Consider the following 18,995-nt stretch of genomic DNA (forward strand, 5'->3'; position numbering starts at 1 on the left):
GGTGGGGGCCCTCGTCGATCCGGTGTGCCGGTCGCGTCAGCGGCGCTCGCGCGACCCGTTGGAGGAGTCTGCGGAGGAGTCGTCGTCCTCGTCGTAGTCGTCCTCGTCCACGAGGTCCTCGTCCAGCATCTCGTTGTCCTCGAGGAGGTCGTCCTCCTCGTCGTCATCGTCCTCGTCGTAGTCGTCGTCCGAGTCGTCGTCGTCCGCGAAGACGGTGAGGGGGGTGACCTCGTCGTAGGCGTCGTAGAGCGCCTCCTCGTAGGCCTCGAACGAGTTCGCGATGGCCAGGTAGGCCCCGTCCACCGAGGGGTCGTCGTCCGAGCGGCGGTTGGCCGCGGCGGCGAGGTGTTCTTCGAGGGCGTTGACGAGAGATTGCAGGGCGGCGCGGGGATCGGTGCTCATGGTGTAGACGTTAGCCGGTATCGGAGCAGAATGGGTAGCGATGAAAGAACAACGTCTGAAGCACAGTTCGGTGTCCGGCCACCCCACCATGACCGGACGCGACGAGCGCTACGAGTACCTCTCGCTGACCGTGGCGCCCCGCGAGAAGATTGCCGAGGCCCGGACCCGCGTCAAGGAGCACGCGGAGTACGGCAAGTGGGAGCTCATGCGCTCCGCGGTGCTCTACGGGGGTGCCCGGCGCTACGTGATGCGCCGGCGCATCATGCGCGTGGATCGCACGCTCTGACTCGGGGCCTCACTCGCAGACGGGCCCGAGCAGGGAGGTGGCCGTGGCGGCGAGCACCGACTCCGGGTCCGAGGGGTGGTACAGCCCCGCGAGCACGTCCCGGTAGAGGCGTTCCAGCTCCGTGCCGCTGCGGTACTGGGACCCTCCGGAGGCGCGCAGGACAAGGTCCACGACCTCCCGGGCGGACTCGGTGGCACGGTGCTTGACGCCCGAGAAGAGGATGAACCAGCGCGCGCCGTGTCCAGGGTCTCGTTCGGACCCCAGGGCGTCCACGTCCGCCGCGAGCTGGCGCAGCTGCAGCTCCACCCCGTCCCGCAGCACCCCGGCCCGAGCAATGTGGCGGCGGATGTCCGGGTCGTCCGAGTACGGCGCGCCCTTGGCGAGTGAGCGGCGCGCAGTGGTGACCTCGACCGCCACCTGGATCGCCCGGTCGGCGATGCCCGTGTAGACAGCCGCCAGCAGCAGCTCGAAGCACCCGAAGATCCCCCACACCACCGGGTCCGGGTTCGGCCCCACCGGGGTGGTGGCCAGCAGGTCCTCCCGACGCAGCAGGGCACCGTCCAGCACGGTGGTGCAGGACTGCGAGCCCCGCATTCCCAGGGCGTTCCAGTCCTGGCGGACATCCACGCCGGGCACCGCGGTGGTGTGCTCCGCCCGGGTGAGGAAGCCGACGACGAGCCGCGCGGCGTCGTCGTCCCGCTCCGTGCGCGCGTGGACCAGAAGGCGCGTCCACCGCGGGGACAGGGACGTGAAGATCTTGGTGCCGTGGAGGCGCCAGCCCTCGGGGGTGTCGTGCGCGCGGGTCGTGGCGTCGAAGAGCACGGAGTCGTTTCCGGCCTCCGAGATGCCGAACGCGAAGACCTCCCCGGCCACCGCGTCCTCAAAGATCCGCCTGGCGCGCTCGTCCCCGCGCAGGTGCAGGGTGTAGCCGATCCCCACGATGACGTGGTGCATGTTGATGCCCAGGGCCGTGGCCGGCGCCGCGGTGGCGAGCCGACGCTGGGCCGCCACTGCCTGCTCCAGTGTGAAGCCCAGCCCGCCGAACTCGCGCGGCACGAGCATCCGCAGGTACCCGGCCTCCCGCAGGGCCTCGAAGTCCTCGTCGAAGAAACGGTTCTCGCGGTCCACCGCGCCCGCCCGGCCCCGGATCTGATCGATCAGCTCGTCCGGCAGCAGTTCGGTGACGGCGTTCATCTCAGGCTCTTTCCATGGGGTGCGTTCGGGACGCGGTGGTTGAACGGTGCAGGGGAGGCGACGCCGCGCGGCTCAGTAGCTGCGCAGCAGCCGGTCGAGCACGCGGGAGCCGAATTCGAGCGAGGACACCGGAACCCGCTCGTCCACACCGTGGAACATGCCCGTGAAGTCCAGCTCCGGGGGCAGCTGCAGGGGCACGAAGCCGTAACCGGTGATGCCCAGACGGGACAGGGACTTGTTGTCCGTGCCGGCGCCGAGCATGTAGGGCAGCACCACGGCGTCCGGGTCCTCCGCGCTCAACGCGTCCACCATGGCGTCCACCACGGTGCCGGAGAACGGGACCTCCAGGCCGATGTCCTCGAACTCGGTCTCGATGCGCACCCTGTCTCCCGCGAGCTCCTGCAGCTTGGCGCGCACGTACTCCTCCTGCTCCGGCAGGAAGCGGACGTCCACCGAGCCCTGGGCGGAGCCGGGGATCACGTTCGTCTTGTAGCCGCCGTCCAGGCGGGTGGGGTTCGAGGTGTTCTGCAGGGTGGCACCCACGAACCGTGAGACCGCCCCGAGCTCCTTCAGCAGCCGCTGGGGGTTCTGGGGGTCGAACTCCACCCCCGTGAGCTCGGTGACCTCGTCCAGGAACGCGCGGGTGGTCTTGGTCAGCTCCACGGGCCACGTGAACTCGCCGATGTTCGCCATCGCCCGCGAGAGGTGGGTGACCGCGTTGTCCTCGTGCAGCCCCGAGCCGTGGCCCGCCTGACCCTCCGCAACCAGCCGCAGCCACATGAAGCCCTTCTCCGCCGTCTGCAGCAGGTACGCCCGGCGCCCGCCGATGTCGGCGGAGAAGCCACCCACCTCGCTCAGGGCGTCCGTGACGCCGTCGAAGACCTCCGGGTGCTCCTGGACCATGTACTTGGAGCCGTAGCGCATGCCGGCCTCCTCGTCCGCGAAGAACCCGAAGACGATGTCCCGCTTCGGCCGTGTGCCCGTGCGGCGCATGTGGCGCAGCACCGAGAGCATCATGGCGTCCATGTCCTTCATGTCCACGGCGCCGCGGCCCCAGATCATGCCGTCCCTGACCTCCGCCGCGAACGGGTCCACGGACCAGTCCTGGGCCATGGCGGGCACCACGTCCAGGTGGCCGTGCACGAGCAGCGCGTCCGCGCCGGGGTCCGAGCCCTCGAGGCGGGTGAAGACGTTCGCCCGGCCGGGCGCGGACTCGAAGTACTGGGCCTCCAGGCCCACCTCCTCGATCAGCCCGGCAACGTACTCCGCGGCCGCGCGCTCGCCCTCCGCCTCCCCGCTCGCGTAGTTGGAGGTGTCGAAACGGATCAGCTCGCGGCAGATCCGGGCGGCCTCCCCCTCGGGGGAGGAACCGCCTGCGGGGGTGGCGTCCGCTGCCGAGGGTGCTCCGGTGTGCTCGCTCATGGTCCTCGTCTCTCGTTGCTGTCTCTCGCCGCCGCGGTGGGTCTGCACCCCACGGTAGTCCCCGCGTGGACTTACAGGGGTTCTCCGCTACTCTGAATGACGGATGCACCCGTGTTCACCCCTGACCCGTGGAAGGCCGTCATGACTGGAAACATCACACTGATCGCCCGCACCGCGCCCGGTTCGCGCGAGGTCACGGCCACGAGCCGCGCCGTGACGGAGGCGGACACCGCGGAGCTCACCCGCCTGTTCCTGGAGGCCTACGGTTCCAAGATCTCCGGCACCGCCGAGGATGCCGAGCGCATGATCCGCGGCGCATTCCAGGGAGACTTCGGCCCGTTCCTGAGCCGGGAGTCGCAACTGATCGAGGACGAGAACGGCACCCCCGTGGCCGCCGCCGTGGTGCTGGAGCGGCGCAAGGACCGCACTCTCCCGGACGTCCCCTACCTCTTCGAGCTCTTCACGGCCTCCTCCCACCGCCGCCGCGGCTACGCGGAGCAGCTCGTGCGCCAGGTCATGGCTTCGCTGCACGAGAGCGGTTACGAGGAGGTCTGCGTGCGCATCCCGGAGGACAACGCCGCCGCGCTCGCCCTGTACCTCACGCTGGACTTCAACCGCTGGACCCCCGAGCAGGACGAGTTCTAGTCCGCTCCCTGCCTGGCACGCGCCCGGGTCGCGACGTTGTAGCCCACAACGGTGGCCCGGGCGTCCTCGTGTCCGGCGCAGACCCTGGTCAGCGCAGGTCGAGGTCCGCGGCCAGCGGCGGCTGGTGCGTGGTGTCCGTGCGGGACGCCCAGCGCACGGTGACCTCCACGACCCGAAGGTTCTCCGGGTCCCGGGTGTCCGTGGAGCCGGGGTGCTGGGCGGCGAGCGCCTCCGTGGCCGGGGCGGCGTCGGAGCCCTCCAGGACCCGCGCCTCGCCCTCGAGCTGGACCTCGTGGGCTCCGTCCTGCACCAGGACCATGGACACGCGGGGGTCCGAGGTGATGTTGGTGAACTTGCGGGACTGCGCGTTGGTGCCGAAGGTGATCTTCCCGGCGTCCGTGGCGGCGACGAGCACGTAGGCGGACTCCGGGGCTCCCGTGCCGCTGTTGCTCGCGACCACTGCCCCACCGGTGCCACGGACGAAGTCCACCAGCCATCGTGCGTCCTCGGTCAGGGTGTTGCCCAGTTCCACCATCGTCGTCCCCCGGTGCTCGTGAGTGTGCGGTGGTTCTCCCACCACGTCCCACTGTAGGGGCGGGCGTCGGAGCCGTCACGGGGTGCCGCGCCGGGCGGTGGTGTCAGAAGCGTGGTGCCAGTGGTGAGGTGTCGGCGATGCGGCCTCGTGCCGTGCGGTCAGGGCTGTAGCGTCACAGCAGGGTGTCGAGGGGTTCCACCAACCGGGGGCCCGTTGAGGAGACCGATCCCACCTCCGTGGTCACGGGGTGCATCTGCCACTCTGCGGCGACCCCCAGCGACTCGGCGACGGCCCGCTCCACGAGCGCCGCGGCGTGCGCCTTGTCCTTCCCCGGCGCGATCCACTCGCGCGCAAAGTCCCGGGTCATGCCCATCGGAAGCCGGTTGTGCAGCGCACCGAGCTGCGCCAGGTGGGGGTTCTCGTCCCCCGGGGATGGTGCCTCGCGCGTGAGAATCGAGCACGAGAGCAGCCAGTGCCCCGCGGCACCGTCGCCCCCGGCGTTCCTCCCGGCCCGTGTCTGTCCCTCGCGCACCGCGTCCGACGCGTGCTCCGGGATGCGCCACCACTCGTAGATCCCGGCAAACCAGATCTCGGACCCGTCCTCGGGATGGACGAAGTACGGCTGCTTGCGCCCCTTCCCCGTCTCCGGGGCCTTCCACTCGTAGTACCCGTCCGCGGGAATCGCGCACCGGCGGGCGGCCACGGCGGAACGGAACGATGGTTTCTCGGTGACCGTCTCGGAGCGGGCGTTGAACATCTTGGAGCCGATTGAGATCTCCTTGGCCCACGAGGGGACCAGACCCCACCGCGCCGCGTGCAGCTCCGCGACCAGCTGCCCGTCCTCGGACAGGCGCTCCAGCAGGACGGGCACGGTGTGGGTGGGGGCCACGTTCCAACTGGGCCCCACGGCGTCGCCCACCGAGTCGTCCACCCGGGCGTCGAAGGGCAGGGCCAGCTGGCCCGGGGTCCTCGCGATCACATAGCGGCCGCACATGGTGTGCTCCTTTCCTGATGGGCGCTCACCGTTCGCCGTCTCCGACGACCCGCCCGTAGCCCATGTAGGCGGAGTAGCGGCCGTAGACGTCGAGCAGCGCCTCCTCGACCTCGGCCACGGTGGTCCCGGGCCGGACGTCTGCCACGCACCCGGCAGTGCTCGGCTCCCACGGCACGTCGAGTGCGGCGTACACGTCCTCCAGCACTGCGCGCAGCGGTTCGGCCTCCTCGACCACGAGCACCGTGGAGAAGTACCAGGCCCCGGCCACCACGCGCTGGGCGGTGCCAGCGAGTTTGACGGGGCGCCGGGGGTCCTCGGCCGTGCCCGGCGCGTGCACGCTGTACTCCCCCGCGCAGTACTCCCCCGGGATCTCTCCCACCTGGGCAGGGACCTCGAGTTCCTCGAGCGCCGCCACAACCATGTCCCCGAACAGCCGGTAGCGGTCCTGGATGCCGGTCTTCGGGTCCGGGTCCGGTTCCACGTGGTCGATCACGAGGCAACCCCCGTGGTAGGCGGCCGCGCGGCCGCCCACGCGGCGCACGAGCGGGGTGAACGCGGCGTCGACGGCGGCCTGGCGGGCGTGCGCGAACCCCGGGTTGAGCTCGTCCCGCCGCCCGAATGCCACGGTGGGGCGCGGCTGGTAGACGCGCAGCACCGGTTCGGTGACGCCCCCGCGGGCCGCGTCGAGGATGGCGAGCGCACGGCGGTAGTCCTGCTCCGCGCCCAGGGATTCGCGCTGACGTATGAGTTTCATGCTGGCGCCAACTCTAGTCCAGGGAGGCAACGCCCAGACGGCGGTCCAGCACGGGCTCGACCTTGAACGCCGCGGACGGCACACCGGTGTTCTCACCGGACCTCGCGCACGACTCAGATCCCGCACACGCTCCCACACGCGGCGGGGCGCGACGACGCCGAGCGCTTCAGACGCCGGACGGAGCCAACTGCTCCCGGGACCGCTGTGCTCCGGTTCCCTGGGTGGCGGGCTGCTGCTGGGCCGGGGCCGCCACGCGCGGAACCGCGGTCGCCGGACCGTGGGCCGCCGCGGCGACGAGCGCGGTCTTCAGCAGGTGCGGGTCGTCGAGCAGGTCACGGGACTGGTTGAGCGAAGCGAGCACCGTACACGTCATGGTCACGCCTCCGCGCGGGACGAAACGGTTGACGCGGCGCACGGCCGCGTTCCAGCGCCTGCGCTGGTCCCGGGTGAGCTCGTGGCCCCCCAGCTCGTCGAGCCAGGCGCGGGCGCCCACGAACACGCGGGTGACGAGCTCGCGCTCGAACGCCTCCACGGATCCGGTACCACCCATTACCCTGTTCAATGCCGTGAGTTCCGCGACGGACACCGCCGCCTTCACGGTTGCTGCAGCACGAGTCATGTCCTTCAAGCCCCCTGTGAAGATCTCTTCCACGGTGGCGGCGCGCGCCGCCACCCCGGTTGTCGATCGTGCCCCCATGAACCTCACGATCCCCCCGGATCGGCTGCGAGTTCACGGGGAACCTCCCCTTGTGCTCCCAGTCTAGGACTGCGCGCGAGGCGGTTACAGTCGCACATTGGGGGACGTGGGATACACCTGTCCCCGGGTGTGAAGCGGCGGTGCGGTGCGCAATGGCAACGCGACGTCGACGCCCCCCCGGACCGCACGCCACTTCAGGAACGCGGCAGGCCCGGGACCCGCGCGTCGTGCGGATCCCGGGCCCGGTGGCGCCCGCGTGTCAGCTCAGGGTCTCAGGGGCGGCTCAGAAGTCCCAGTCCTCGTCCTCCGTGTTCACGGCCTTTCCGATCACATACGAGGAGCCGGAGCCGGAGAAGAAGTCGTGGTTCTCGTCCGCGTTCGGGGACAGCGAGGAGAGGATTGCCGGGGAGACGTCCGTCATCTCGCGGGGGAACAGCGCTTCGTAGCCCAGGTTGTTCAGCGCCTTGTTGGCGTTGTAGTGCAGGAACTTCTTGACGTCCTCGGTCCACCCCACGGAGTCGTAGAGGGCCTCCGCGTAGGCCACTTCGTTTTCGTAGAGCTCGTCCAGCAGGTCGTAGGTGTAGTCCTTGAGCTCCTGCTGACGCTCCGGGGTCTCCTGCAGCAGACCCTTCTGGTACTTGTAGCCGATGTAGTAGCCGTGCACGGCCTCGTCGCGGATGATCAGGCGGATCAGGTCCGCGGTGTTCGTCAGCTTGGCGTGCGAGGAGAAGTACATGGGCAGGTAGAAGCCCGAGTAGAAGAGGAAGGACTCCAGCAGCGTGGAGGCAACCTTCTTCTTCAGGGGGTCCTCCCCCTTGTAGTAGCTCAGCACGATCTCGGCCTTGCGCTGCAGGTACTCGTTCTCACGGGACCAGCGGAACGCCTCGTCGATCTGCTTCATGGAGGACAGCGTGGAGAAGATGGACGAGTAGGACTTTGCGTGCACCGACTCCATGAACGCGATGTTGGTGTACACCGCCTCCTCGTGCAGCGTCTTGGCGTCGGGGATGAGCGAGACGGCGCCCACGGTGCCCTGGATGGTGTCCAGCAGTGTCAGGCCCGTGAACACCTTCATGGTCAGGTCCTGCTCCTCGGCGGTGAGGGTCTTCCAGGACTGGACGTCGTTGGACAGCGGCACCTTCTCGGGGAGCCAGAAGTTGCTGGTCAGGCGGTCCCAGACCTCGGTGTCCTTCTCGTCCTGAACCCGATTCCAGTTGATGGCCTCTGCCGGGTGGCGGAGCAGTTCGACCTGTTCGGTGGTCATGGCGGCGCAGACTCCTTCGTAGCTGACTGTGCCCCGGTGCGCACGTGGGAAGACTGCCCCGCGGTGTCGTTACCACATGGGGTTGGCGGGGGCCGTGCCAGGGGATCTCCCAGGTTACTCCACCCGCGCGCGGACCCTGCCGCGTTTCCGTCGACGGTGCCGGGGCTGTTTTCTGAGGGCGAACGCCCCCCCGCGGGTCTTCCCTGTGGCGCCCACTGCCGTGCAGGATGAGTGACATGCCGACCCGGTACCGGGCTGGTGACTCAAGCGAAAGGAATCAGATCATGCCTGATCTCGGAGGACTCGCGGATAAGGCCAAGGATCTGGCCGGAGGCCACCAGGACAAGGTCAACGAGGGTATCGACAAGGCCGGAGACGCCGTCGACGACAAGACCGGCGGCAAGTTCGAGGGCCAGGTCGACCAGGGCCAGGACGCCGTGCGCGACCGCTTGGGCGGCAACGAGTAGTCGTTCCCCCTACAGACCACGACAGCGCCCCGTCCACTTCGGCGGAGGGGGCGCTGTTCTTCGTGCGGGCCTCTCCCAAGAGTCTTCTCGCGCCGGTCACTCGGCGTCCCGCAGCCGTGCGGGGCCTCAGGCCTCGTCGGCCTCGCGGGCAAGGGCGGTGAGACGGGAGACCGCGCGGTAGTACTTCTTCTGGTACCCGCCGGCCATCATCTCCTCGGTGAAGACCTGGTCGAACGGGACGCCCGTGGAGAGGATGGGCAGGTCCCGGTCGTAGAGGCGGTCGGCGAGCACCACGAAGCGCAGCGCCACGGCCTGCTGGTCGATCGTGCGCACCCCGCGCCACGCCATGGCGTCCAGGTCTTGGATCAGCGCCCGGTAGCGGGAGGGGTGCACACGGGAGAGCTGGTCCACGAGCGCCTCGAAGTCGTCCAGCGCCACCCGCTTGCCCGGGAAGTGCTGCTCGATCGCGGTGTCGAGCGCGGCGTCGTCGGCCAGGGGCGACGGTGCCTGGGGCAGACCGCGGTGGCGGTAGTCCTCGCCGTCCACCCGGACCACCTCGAACTGCGAGGAGAGCACCTGGATCTCGCGCTGGAAGTCCTGCGCCGCGAAACGCCCCTCCCCCAGCGACCCCGGCAGCGTGTTTGACGTCGCGGCGAGCTTCACACCGGCATCCGCGAGCTCGCGCATCAGCCGGGACATCAGCACAGTGTCCCCGGGGTCGTCCAGCTCGAACTCGTCGATGCACACGAGCGAGTACTCCTTCAGGGCGTCCACCGTACGGCGGAACGTCAGCGCACCCACGAGGTTGGTGTACTCCACGAACGTGCCGAACGCCTTGGGCCCGGGCACCGCGTGCCACAGGGACGCGAGCAGGTGGGTCTTGCCCACGCCGAACCCGCCGTCCAGGTAGATGCCCTGTGCCGCGGTCGATGCCTTGGAGCCGCCGAAGAGCTTCGAGAAGAACCCGCCGCCACCCTGGCCGCCGCGCCCCGAGACGCCCGCGGCGAAGGCCTTTAGCTTCTGCACCGCCTCCGCCTGGGTGGGCTGGGAGGGGTCCGGGCGGTAGGTGTCGAAGGAGACTTCACCGAAGCGCTCAGAGGGCCGGAAGCCGTCGAGCAGTTCTTCGGCCGAGACCCGCGGGTTGCGGTCGACCAGGTGTTCGATCTGAGTGCTCACGTTCCGGGACCTCCCGACCTGCTCCCCCGCGCACCCCGGGCTCGGGGTCCTGCAGGCAGCTGGTCCTGTGCATAGACGGTTGGCGGGAGCGCTGGCACGCACCCCCTTCTGCCCCCGATGCTACCGGTCAGCCCGTGGTGAACACGGCCCGGGCTGTGACGGGGCAGTCACTGCCCGGTATGCACGTGCCGCGGGCTCCCCACTACGCTGGAGGCAGGAAGACGGGCGGTCCGCCGTGGGCCGCAACCGTGACAGCGCCAGGACAAGGAGAGGTTTCAATGGCTGTAGGAGCAGAGCAGAACAAGGCGTTCGCACAGTACGCGCACCCGCAGCGGCTGGTGTCCACCGAGTGGGTGGCCGAGAACGTCGGGGCCCCGGGCGTCGTCGTCGTCGAGTCGGACGAGGACGTCCTGCTGTACGAGACCGGGCACGTCCCCGGTGCCGTGAAGATCGACTGGCACACAGACCTCAACGAGCCGGACACGCGCGACTACGTGGACGGAGAGCAGTTCGCCGAGCTGATGTCCCGCAAGGGCATCAGCCGCGACGACACCGTGGTGATCTACGGGGACAAGTCCAACTGGTGGGCCGCCTACGCCCTGTGGGTCTTCACCCTCTTCGGCCACCCGGACGTCCGTCTCATGGACGGTGGCCGCGACAAGTGGATCGCCGAGGGCCGTGAGCTGACCACGGACGCCACCGAGGTCACCCAGGCCGAGTACCCCGTGGTCGAGCGGAACGACGCCCCCGTCCGCGCGTACCGCGAGGACGTTCTGGCCGCGCTCGGCACCACTCCGCTGATCGACGTCCGCTCCCCCCAGGAGTACACGGGCGAGCGCACCCACATGCCGGACTACCCCCAGGAGGGCACGCTGCGCGGCGGGCACATCCCCACTGCGGCCTCCGTCCCCTGGGCCCGTGCCGCCGCCGAGGACGGCACGTTCAAGTCCCGTGCGGAGCTCGAGGCCATCTACCGGGACGAGGTGGGCCTGCAGCCGGGCGACGACGTGATCGCGTACTGCCGCATCGGCGAGCGCTCCTCCCACACCTGGTTTGTGCTCACCCACCTGCTGGGTTACGAGAACGTGCGCAACTACGACGGCTCCTGGACCGAGTGGGGCAACGCCGTGCGCGTTCCCGTGGCCCAGGGCGAGGAGCGCGGCGAGGCCCCGGGGTCTTCCCTGTGAGCGCGCAGGACCTTCCGGAGCAGCTGGCGGAGCTCGTGAGAGAGTTCAACGAGGTCCCGGATCCGGACAAGCTGCAGCTGCTGCTCGAGTTCTCACGCTCCCTGCCCGAGCTGCCCGACCGTCTGGGTGAGCACCCCGAGGAGCTGGAGCAGGTCACCGAGTGCCAGTCGCCCCTGTTCCTCGCGGTCGAGGTGGGCGACGGCGACGACGCCCCGGTCAGCCTCTTCTTCTCGGCCCCGGCCGAGGCACCCACCACCCGGGGCTTTGCCTCGATCCTGCACGAGGGCCTCAACGGCCTGCCTGCGGCCCAGGTGCTCGAGGTCCCGGACGACCTCCCGGAGCGCTTCGGGCTGACCCGGCTCGTGTCCCCCCTGCGCATGCGGGGGATGTCCGCAATGCTTGGGCGCATCAAGCGCCAGATCCAGGCACGCCAGGCGGTCTGAGCCAGCCTCACGAAACGCGCGGTGCCCGGGACATCGGTGCCGGGCACCGCGCTCGTGTCGTCCCAGGGTTCTCCACCGCCCGCCGTCGCCCCCCGTGCCTCGTCCGCCCCGGTCTCTCGACCGTCTGGTCCGACGACGCCGCACCCCGGTCCGTGGCGCGACCGACCCGAGTGCCGAGCGCTCTGCCGCCCGGAGGACCGTGCGCTCGCGACGGGATCAGCGCCGCGGGGCGAGCCGTGACGGGAGCCAGTCCTGGATCGCCCGCTCGTAGCGCTTGCGCTCGATGTTCCACTCCTTGGTGTGCCGCGCGCCGGTGAAGCCCACGAAGTCCACGAGCGGGCTCAGGTCCGCAAGCTTCACGGACCCCGCCACGGGTACCACCTCGTCGTCCGTGGAGTGCAGGATGAGGGTGGGCGTGTCGATGTCCTCCCAGCGGGAGAGCCAGTCGAGGGCGTGCAGGTCCAGGGGTGCCGCGAGCCCGGTGATGCGCGGGCCCAGCCGGTGGGAGATCATGTCCGCGGCCATCCGCCCCACGCGCCGGGGCACCCGGTGCACCTTTGTCTGGTGGGCCAGCAGCTCGTACCAGTCCACCACGGGTCCGGTGAGCACGAGGGCGCGCAGCCGGTCACGGTACTCGGTGAGCTCAGCGGTGCGCAGCACAATGGCCCCGCCCATGGACCAGCCGAAGAGCACGATCTCCGTGGCCCCGTGCTCCAGCGCGTAGCGGATCCCGGCCTGGACGTCCTCCCACTCGGTGAAGCCCAGCCCGTAGCGGTGGTCCGGAGTGGCGGGCGCGTCACCGTCGTTGCGGTAGGACAGCAGCAGACTGTGCAGCCCGAGCCTGCGGGCCACCCGGGCGCCACGGATGCACTCAGCGCGCTGGGCCCCCCGGCCGTGGACCATCACGGCCCACGTGCCGGTGCGGGCGGCGTCGCCCCCCTTCGCGGGCACGAACCACGCCGGCGCGTCCCCCAGTGGGGTGGGAATCTGCACCTCCTCGTACGGCAGGCCCGCGTCCGACGGCCGGGCATAGACCGTGCCGGTCCACCAGCCCCGAGCGCCCACCGTGAGCTCGCCGCTGTACACGCGCTCCACCAGGCGGGTCACGGTGCCGCCGGTCTGTCGCACCACGAAGCCGATCCGGGCGAGGCCCCGGCCCTCGTCGAAGCGCAGCGCGTAGGTCCCTGCGACGCGGGTGTCCGGCGTGGCCGGCAGGGTCACGAGGTCCCGGCCCGAGTTAGCGTCCTTCTCGATCTTGAGCACCGTGACGTTGCCGGGACGGGTGGAGGGGGTCACCACGTGGCGGGCGACGAGTGCGGCCACGCCGCCGGACAGCGCGAAGGTGGCCGACGCCGCGCCCACACTGGCCGCGGCGCCCACGAGTGCGCCGTGGCGCCACGCGCGCGCGTCCGTGCCGGGGCGGGGAGAGGTCTCGGAAGCCATGGCGTCATTGTGGCACGCGGGCATAACGGCGACGGCTCCGTCGTTGGACACCACGGGAAGAAATGACACCGAGTAGCAGGAGGCACCACCGTGGATCCCCGGACCCAGCAGCACGACACCGACGGCCGAGGCGAGGACCGGGCCCTGAGCCCCGAGGCCGCCGCCGCCCGCACCGACGCGCAGTGGCGCCAGGTACTCAACCCCGTGGAGTACCAGGTGCTGCGCCAGGCGGGCACCGAACGTCCCCACACCGGCGAGTACGTGGACACCACCACCGAGGGGGTGTATGAGTGCCGCGCGTGCGGCGCGGAGCTGTTCCGCTCCGAGACCAAGTTCGCCTCCCACTGCGGCTGGCCCTCGTTCTTCGCGCCGCTGGCCGAGGACCGGGTGCGCTACATCGAGGACACCACCATGGGCATGAAGCGCGTGGAGGTCCGTTGCGCCACCTGCGACTCCCACCTGGGCCACGTCTTCGAGGGCGAGGGCTACGGCACGCCCACGGACCTGCGGTACTGCATGAACTCCGTGTCGCTGCGCCTGGTTCCCGCTGAGGCAGCCGAGGGTTCGGACGCGACGGTGTGAGACCACGCCGTCGTGAGCGGGACTGCCCGGTCTCGGGCCGACATGCGGGCGCGACACGACGCCAAAGACGCTGCGTTTCGTAACGCTGTGGTTACTGTGACGTTGTGGGAGCGGTAACCGAGTTGAACAGCACTCCGGACGTGTTCCGCGCGGTCGTGCAGGCTCTCGAGAGCGCCCGCTTCCGCCCGGAGGTCGCGCTCAGCCGGATCGCCCCGCCGCGCGGTCTCGCCCCCCACGCCATCTCCTTCGCCGCCGAGGTGGGACACGGCCTGCACCGCCGCCTCACCAACCCGGAGGAACCCCGCACCGCCCGCGAGGCACCGGCCTCCGGACGGTTCGTCGTGCTCTACGACGAGTCCTGTCCCCAGCCGTGGCAGGGACCGTTCCGGATCGTGAGCTGGTTCCGCTCCCGCCTGGACGCAGAGATGGGCCGCGACGAGCTCCTCCCGGACGTGAGCTGGTCCTGGCTCACGGACACCCTGGGAGAGCACGGTGCGCGGTTCACCGCCGAGGGCGGCACCGCCGCACGCACCGTCGAACGCCACTACGGCAGCCTGACCGAGCAGGCGGACGTGGCCCAGGTGGAGGTCAGAGCCTCCTGGACGCCCGTCCAGCACGGAGGCCCCCAGCACTGGGCACACACGCACCTCAACGCGTGGGCCCAGGTGCTGTGCACCGCCGCGGGGCTCCCGCCGCACCACGAGGGCGTCACCTACCTGTAGGTCCGCCCCGCACCCATCCGACCCGGCCGCGGAGAACCCCGCGACCCCCGATCCGCCGTTCGAGGACCACCCATCAGCAGCAACGCCAACGATCCCTCACCCGCCCGCGAACCGGGACCGCCCGAGATCGTGGTGCCCGGCTTCGAGCACTTCGACATTCCAGCGACCGTGCATCTCAACGGACCCGCGGACGGTCTGCCGCGCGTTGTCGACACCGCCCGTGGCCTCGCCCGGGCCGCCGAGCAGCTCGCGGTCGCCACCGGGCCGGTGGCCGTGGACACCGAGCGCGCCTCCGGCTTCCGCTACGGTCAGCGCGCGTTCCTCGTGCAGCTGCGCAGGGAAGGCGCGGGCACCATCCTCATCGACCCCGAAGCCGTGGGGTCCCTCGCCAGCGTGGACGAGGCCCTGCGCGGCGTCGAGTGGGTTCTGCACGCGGCCACCCAGGACATGCCGTGCCTGGCCGAACTGGACATGCGACCCGACCGGCTCTTCGACACCGAGCTCGGTGGGCGTCTGCTCGGGCTGCGGAAAGTGGGCCTGGCCTCGATGACCGAGGAGCTGCTCGGGTTCACGCTGTCCAAGGAGCACTCCGCGGTGGACTGGTCGCGCCGCCCGCTGCCCGTGGACTGGCTGAACTACGCCGCGCTGGACGTCGAGGTCCTGGTGCAGCTGCGCTGGGCCACCGAGGAGCGGCTGTCCCAGGCCGGGAAGCTGGACTGGGCGCTCGAGGAGTTCGAGCACGTCCGCACCGCTCCCCCGCCGCCCCCGCGCCAGGACCCGTGGCGCCGCACGCACGGCATGGGCAACGTGCGCGGACGGCGCAAGCTCACGGCGCTGCGCAACCTGTGGCAGGCTCGGGAGACCCTGGCCCGCCACAAGGACCTTGCGCCCACACGGCTGCTGCCCGACTCCGCACTCGTGGCCGCCGCCAACGCGATGCCCCGCACGGTGCCCCAGCTGCTGGGGACACCCGGCTTCCACGGGCGCCAGGCGGAGCGGGAGGCCACCCGGTGGCTCACCGCCGTTCAGGAGGCGAGGCTCGCGGAGGAACCCGTGCCCGCCACCGTCCCCTCGAACACCCTGCCACCGGTCAAGGCCTGGGAGACCAAACGCCCGGAGGCCGCCGCGCGGCTCTCGGTGGTCAAGCCGGCCGTCGCGCACCTCGCGGAGGAGCTGGGCCTCCCCACGGAGAACCTGCTGACGCCGGAGCACCTGCGCCGCTTCTGCTGGCAGCCCCCGCGCTCCACGTCCGACGACGCCGTGGCGGAGCGGTTGCGCGAGCTCGGTGCCCGTGAGTGGCAGATCCGGCACGTTGCCCCCGTGATCGGTGCCGAGTGGCGAACCCTGCGCTCCCAACGGCGCTCTGAGAAGTCGGCGGAAGCGCAGGACTGAGCCTGCTCCGCGGTGTTCCGGCGCCATGGCCTCGCCGTTCGGCTCCCGGCACGGCAGTGGCCGCACTCCCCTGTGGGTGTGCGGCCACTGCATTTTCACGTGTTGCCACGCGGTCTCACCGAGGCCCCGCGGGAGCCTTCACGTCACTGTCCGCGGACGGCCCCGTGGGCGGGTCAGTTCTTCATGTCCTTGGCATCCGGCGCCGGGTGGGCCGGCTTCATGTCCACCTCGTCCTCGGTGGTCGCGGGCTTGGGCAGCTCGGTCTCGGAGTCCTTCGAGGACTTCTCCTGAGCCTTGTCCTTGACCTCCTGAGCCTTCTGCTGCGCGGTCTGGGAACCCTGGGCGGCCTTGTCCTTGACGGTGGCCGCACCCTCCTGGGCCTTGCCCTTGACCGCGGCGGCACCGTCCGAGGCCTTCGCGCCCACGGTCTCGGCGGCCTTCTGGGCGCTCTCCGCGAGCTTCTCGCCCACTACGGGCACCTCGGACTTGACCCAGTCCGTGCCCTCGGAGACCTTGGACTGGACCTTCGGATCGTTCCAGGTGTTCAGGGCGCTCTCGCGCAGGGACTCGTAGCTCTTCCGCCCGGACGCGGAGCCGACCACGAAGCCGATCCCGAAACCGGCCACAAATGCAAGACGCTTGATCATGGGGCGTTCCTTCCGTTCACGCGGGTCGAGGGGACTCGGCCCGATCCTGATCACCATGGTACTGACAGTTCCCCCCCCCGCAAGGGCCCCCGCGCCGCTGCAAATCCACCGGACTGTGCAGATCTAGGATGGACGCGTCCGCGCACGAGGAGGAGCACCACCATGACCGCAGCCCACCGCCACCACGACGGCAGCGACCAGCAGGAGTTCGGCGAGGAGGCTCCTCCCGTGGCCTCCCGACGCCGCGTGGTCGGCGCGGCGGGGCTCGCCGCCGTGGGCGCCGCGGCCCTGAGTGCGTGTGGTTCCGGATCCGGCGGCGGCTCGAACGCCGCGGAAGCTCCCGCGGCTCCGGCCACCCCCACGGACGTGGCCGCGACCGAGGACATCCCGGTCGGCACGGGTGTGAAGGTGGACAAGGACGGTGTCCAGGCCGTGGTCGCCCAGCCCACCAAGGGAACCTTCACAGCGTTCTCCCCCGTGTGTCCGCACCAGGGCTGTCAGGTCAACCCGTCCGGGGATACCTACGTGTGCCCGTGCCACAGTTCCGTGTTCGACGTGCGCAGCGGTGACGTCACCGCGGGACCCGCCACCACCGGGCTGACGTCCTACCCGGTCTCGGTCCGCAACGGTCGAGTGGTGATCGGCTGAGCGCCGCACCCCAGTCGTGGCGGCATGTCCCAGTCCTGGCGATGCACCCTGGTCCCGGGGCCGTGTCCTGGCCCGCCCTAGTCCTGGCGGCGCGTCTCGGCGGCCGTCCCGCGGGGCGCGGCAGCGGCGTCGTCGGCCACGGGGCGGGCGTAGGGCACCTTGGTGCCCAGCACGGACGCGAGAGTGTCCTGGGCAATCCGCTGGGCGGTGACGCCCGTGCGCTGCAGGATCTGGTCCCTGCTCGCGTGATCGAGGAACTCCGTGGGCAGGCCCACCTCGTTCAGGGCCGTGTCGACACCGCGGGCGCGCATCTTCTGACGGATCAGGGAACCAATGCCCCCGGAGCGCACACCGTCCTCGATGACCACCACGATCCTGTGTGCCGCCGCGGTGTCCACCACGGACTCGGCCACGGGGAGCACCCAGCGGGGATCGAGCACCGTGGAGGACACGCCGTGCGCCGCGAGCCGCTCGGAGACCTCCAGCGCCGTGGTGCACATGGCGCCCACACCCACCAGAAGCACGTCCCGGTCGCGGCCGTCCGCCCCGGTGCCCTCCCCGTTGCGCGCCAGGACGTCCACGCCGTCGTCGAAGCGTTCGAGGGCGGGCAGGGGCTGGCCCACCGCGCCCTTCGGGTAGCGCACGACAGTGGGGGCATCGTCGACAGCCACCGCCTCTCGCAGCTCCTCAACCATCGTGGCCTCGTCCCGGGGTGCGGCCAGGTGCAGGCCGGGAACGATCTGCAGCAGCGCGAGATCCCACATGCCGTGGTGGCTGGGGCCGTCCGGGCCCGTGACGCCCGCGCGGTCCAGGACCACGGTCACGCCGGCGCGGTGCAGCGCGACGTCCATGAGCAGCTGGTCGAAGCCGCGGTTGAGGAACGTGGCGTAGAGGCCCACCACCGGGTGCAGACCGCTGAAGGCCATGCCCGCGGCCATCGTCAGGGCGTGCTGCTCAGCAATCCCCACGTCCACCACGCGCTCGGGGTGCGCGGCCTGCATCTTCTGCAGGCCCATGGGAATGAGCATGGCACCGGTGACGCCCACGACGTCCTCGCGCTCGTCCGCGATCCTCGCGATCTCGTCCCGGAAGACATGTGTCCAGGTGCGGGCGGTGGACGTGCCCTCGGGCTTGCCCGTGGCGGGGTCGATGATGGGCACGGAGTGGAACTGGTCGTTCTCGTCCAGGCGCGCGGGCAGGTAGCCGTGACCCTTCTCCGTGATGGCGTGGACGATCACCGGGCCGCCGTAGTTGCGGGCGTTGGTCAACGCCTGCTCCATGGCCTGCTGGTCGTGGCCGTCCACAGGACCCACGTACTTCATGCCGAGGTCCTCGAAGATCCCCTGCTGGACCACTACGTCCTTGATGCCCTGCTTCATGCCGTGCAGCCCGCGGTAGACGGCCTGGCCCAGGTGCCCCGACCCCGAGAGCAGCTGCCGGGCCTTCTCGAGGGTCTGCTCGTAGCGGCGGTCCGTTCGCATCGCGTCCACGCCCTGCTGCACGCTGGCCTGCAGCTCCTTGAGGTGGTTCGCAAAACCGCCCACGGTCGGGGCGTAGGAGCGGCCGTTGTCGTTGACTACGATCACCACCTTGCGGTGGCGGTCGGAGGCGATGTTGTTGACCGCCTCCCACGCCATGCCACCGGTCAGGGCACCGTCGCCGATTACCGCCACGGCGTGTCTGTCCTGCTGTCCCGTGAGCGCGTACCCGCGGGAGATTCCGTCCGCCCAGGACAGGGACGACGACGCGTGGGAGGACTCCACGATGTCGTGCTGCGACTCGACCCGGGATGGATAGCCCGCCAGCCCGCCCTGCTGGCGCAGCGTGGAAAAGTCCTGGCGGCCCGTGAGCAGCTTGTGCACGTAGGACTGGTGCCCGGTGTCGAAGACGATCGAGTCCTTCGGAGAGGAGAACACCCGGTGCACGGCCAGGGTGAGCTCGACAACGCCCAGGTTGGGTCCCAGGTGCCCGCCCGTCGCGGAGACGTGGGTGATCAGGAACGCCCGGATTTCCTCGGCCAGCTGCGCCATGGCCGCGGCGTCCAGGCCCTTCAGGTCCTCGGGTCCCTCGATGCTCTCCAGAAGCGTCATGGCCT

Annotated in this window: 21 protein-coding genes; 9 read left to right on the top strand and 12 right to left on the bottom strand. The window is 70.5% G+C overall.

The window, feature by feature from the left end; translation table 11 throughout:
* Positions 1–36 precede the first annotated feature (36 nt).
* The gene (locus FS770_RS07090; protein WP_144942853.1) at positions 37–402 is read right to left on the bottom strand and encodes a primosomal protein; all 366 of its coding nucleotides are present in this window, start codon (positions 400–402) and stop codon (positions 37–39) included.
* Positions 403–442: 40 nt separating this feature from the next.
* On the opposite strand from FS770_RS07090, the gene FS770_RS07095 reads away from it, so the two are divergent.
* Positions 443–688, top strand: a complete 246-nt coding sequence (locus tag FS770_RS07095) for a DUF5703 family protein (protein ID WP_414672736.1) — start codon at positions 443–445, stop codon at positions 686–688.
* A gap of 9 nt (positions 689–697) precedes the next feature.
* Here the strand turns inward: FS770_RS07095 and FS770_RS07100 are convergent, their stop codons facing one another.
* Positions 698–1,882, bottom strand: coding sequence for an acyl-CoA dehydrogenase family protein (locus FS770_RS07100; protein WP_144942852.1), 1,185 nt, complete (start codon positions 1,880–1,882; stop codon positions 698–700).
* A gap of 72 nt (positions 1,883–1,954) precedes the next feature.
* Complete coding sequence (locus FS770_RS07105; protein ID WP_144942851.1) at positions 1,955–3,304, bottom strand: M20/M25/M40 family metallo-hydrolase; 1,350 nt, start codon at positions 3,302–3,304, stop codon at positions 1,955–1,957.
* A 141-nt stretch (positions 3,305–3,445) separates the two neighbouring features.
* Between FS770_RS07105 and FS770_RS07110 the strand changes: the two genes are divergently transcribed.
* Complete coding sequence (locus FS770_RS07110) at positions 3,446–3,949, top strand: GNAT family N-acetyltransferase (protein ID WP_144942850.1); 504 nt, start codon at positions 3,446–3,448, stop codon at positions 3,947–3,949.
* Positions 3,950–4,037: 88 nt separating this feature from the next.
* Here the strand turns inward: FS770_RS07110 and FS770_RS07115 are convergent, their stop codons facing one another.
* The 5 genes from FS770_RS07115 to nrdF all read right to left on the bottom strand — a co-directional run bounded on the left by FS770_RS07115 (position 4,038) and on the right by nrdF (position 8,193).
* The gene (locus FS770_RS07115; RefSeq protein WP_244944802.1) at positions 4,038–4,526 is read right to left on the bottom strand and encodes a pyridoxamine 5'-phosphate oxidase family protein; all 489 of its coding nucleotides are present in this window, start codon (positions 4,524–4,526) and stop codon (positions 4,038–4,040) included.
* A 130-nt stretch (positions 4,527–4,656) separates the two neighbouring features.
* Entirely contained in the window at positions 4,657–5,478 is an 822-nt protein-coding gene (locus FS770_RS07120; RefSeq protein WP_145010801.1) for an SOS response-associated peptidase, read from the bottom strand.
* 25 nt (positions 5,479–5,503) lie between these two features.
* On the bottom strand, positions 5,504–6,232 hold the full coding sequence (locus tag FS770_RS07125; protein ID WP_145010804.1) for a lipoate--protein ligase family protein: 729 nt from the start codon (positions 6,230–6,232) through the stop codon (positions 5,504–5,506).
* A gap of 166 nt (positions 6,233–6,398) precedes the next feature.
* Positions 6,399–6,851 carry a hypothetical protein gene (locus FS770_RS07130; RefSeq protein WP_244944803.1) on the bottom strand — a complete coding sequence of 151 codons (453 nt, stop codon included), beginning with the start codon at positions 6,849–6,851 and terminating at the stop codon, positions 6,399–6,401.
* Between the two features lie 361 nt (positions 6,852–7,212).
* Complete coding sequence (nrdF, locus tag FS770_RS07135) at positions 7,213–8,193, bottom strand: class 1b ribonucleoside-diphosphate reductase subunit beta (RefSeq protein ID WP_144942847.1); 981 nt, start codon at positions 8,191–8,193, stop codon at positions 7,213–7,215.
* A 284-nt stretch (positions 8,194–8,477) separates the two neighbouring features.
* On the opposite strand from nrdF, the gene FS770_RS07140 reads away from it, so the two are divergent.
* Positions 8,478–8,660 carry an antitoxin gene (locus tag FS770_RS07140; RefSeq protein WP_145010807.1) on the top strand — a complete coding sequence of 61 codons (183 nt, stop codon included), beginning with the start codon at positions 8,478–8,480 and terminating at the stop codon, positions 8,658–8,660.
* 126 nt (positions 8,661–8,786) lie between these two features.
* Here the strand turns inward: FS770_RS07140 and zapE are convergent, their stop codons facing one another.
* A complete protein-coding gene (gene zapE / locus FS770_RS07145) occupies positions 8,787–9,836 on the bottom strand; it encodes a cell division protein ZapE (RefSeq protein WP_144942845.1) in 1,050 nt (349 codons plus the stop codon).
* A 278-nt stretch (positions 9,837–10,114) separates the two neighbouring features.
* On the opposite strand from zapE, the gene FS770_RS07150 reads away from it, so the two are divergent.
* Both FS770_RS07150 and FS770_RS07155 read left to right on the top strand, forming a co-directional pair.
* A complete protein-coding gene (locus FS770_RS07150) occupies positions 10,115–11,023 on the top strand; it encodes a sulfurtransferase (protein WP_144942844.1) in 909 nt (302 codons plus the stop codon).
* A complete protein-coding gene (locus FS770_RS07155) occupies positions 11,020–11,466 on the top strand; it encodes a SufE family protein (RefSeq protein WP_144942843.1) in 447 nt (148 codons plus the stop codon). Before FS770_RS07150 ends, FS770_RS07155 begins: the two co-directional genes overlap by 4 nt.
* A gap of 216 nt (positions 11,467–11,682) precedes the next feature.
* On the opposite strand, the gene FS770_RS07160 is transcribed toward FS770_RS07155, so the two are convergent.
* On the bottom strand, positions 11,683–12,909 hold the full coding sequence (locus tag FS770_RS07160) for an alpha/beta hydrolase family protein (protein WP_145010809.1): 1,227 nt from the start codon (positions 12,907–12,909) through the stop codon (positions 11,683–11,685).
* A gap of 90 nt (positions 12,910–12,999) precedes the next feature.
* On the opposite strand from FS770_RS07160, the gene msrB reads away from it, so the two are divergent.
* The 3 genes from msrB to FS770_RS07175 all read left to right on the top strand — a co-directional run bounded on the left by msrB (position 13,000) and on the right by FS770_RS07175 (position 15,605).
* Positions 13,000–13,491: a peptide-methionine (R)-S-oxide reductase MsrB gene (gene msrB / locus FS770_RS07165; RefSeq protein ID WP_414672735.1), complete on the top strand. Its 492-nt coding sequence runs from the start codon at positions 13,000–13,002 to the stop codon at positions 13,489–13,491.
* 104 nt (positions 13,492–13,595) lie between these two features.
* Positions 13,596–14,213, top strand: a complete 618-nt coding sequence (locus FS770_RS07170) for a DUF3000 domain-containing protein (protein WP_144942841.1) — start codon at positions 13,596–13,598, stop codon at positions 14,211–14,213.
* Between the two features lie 129 nt (positions 14,214–14,342).
* Complete coding sequence (locus tag FS770_RS07175; RefSeq protein WP_145010812.1) at positions 14,343–15,605, top strand: HRDC domain-containing protein; 1,263 nt, start codon at positions 14,343–14,345, stop codon at positions 15,603–15,605.
* A gap of 173 nt (positions 15,606–15,778) precedes the next feature.
* On the opposite strand, the gene FS770_RS07180 is transcribed toward FS770_RS07175, so the two are convergent.
* Complete coding sequence (locus FS770_RS07180; protein WP_145010815.1) at positions 15,779–16,252, bottom strand: hypothetical protein; 474 nt, start codon at positions 16,250–16,252, stop codon at positions 15,779–15,781.
* A gap of 162 nt (positions 16,253–16,414) precedes the next feature.
* Between FS770_RS07180 and FS770_RS07185 the strand changes: the two genes are divergently transcribed.
* Positions 16,415–16,900, top strand: coding sequence for a Rieske (2Fe-2S) protein (locus tag FS770_RS07185; RefSeq protein ID WP_144942838.1), 486 nt, complete (start codon positions 16,415–16,417; stop codon positions 16,898–16,900).
* 77 nt (positions 16,901–16,977) lie between these two features.
* On the opposite strand, the gene dxs is transcribed toward FS770_RS07185, so the two are convergent.
* On the bottom strand, positions 16,978–18,990 hold the full coding sequence (gene dxs, locus FS770_RS07190) for a 1-deoxy-D-xylulose-5-phosphate synthase (RefSeq protein ID WP_145010818.1): 2,013 nt from the start codon (positions 18,988–18,990) through the stop codon (positions 16,978–16,980).
* Positions 18,991–18,995: the final 5 nt, after the last annotated feature.

This window comes from Kocuria salsicia, assembly GCF_007681555.1.
Classification (GTDB): Bacteria; Actinomycetota; Actinomycetes; order Actinomycetales; family Micrococcaceae; genus Kocuria; species Kocuria salsicia.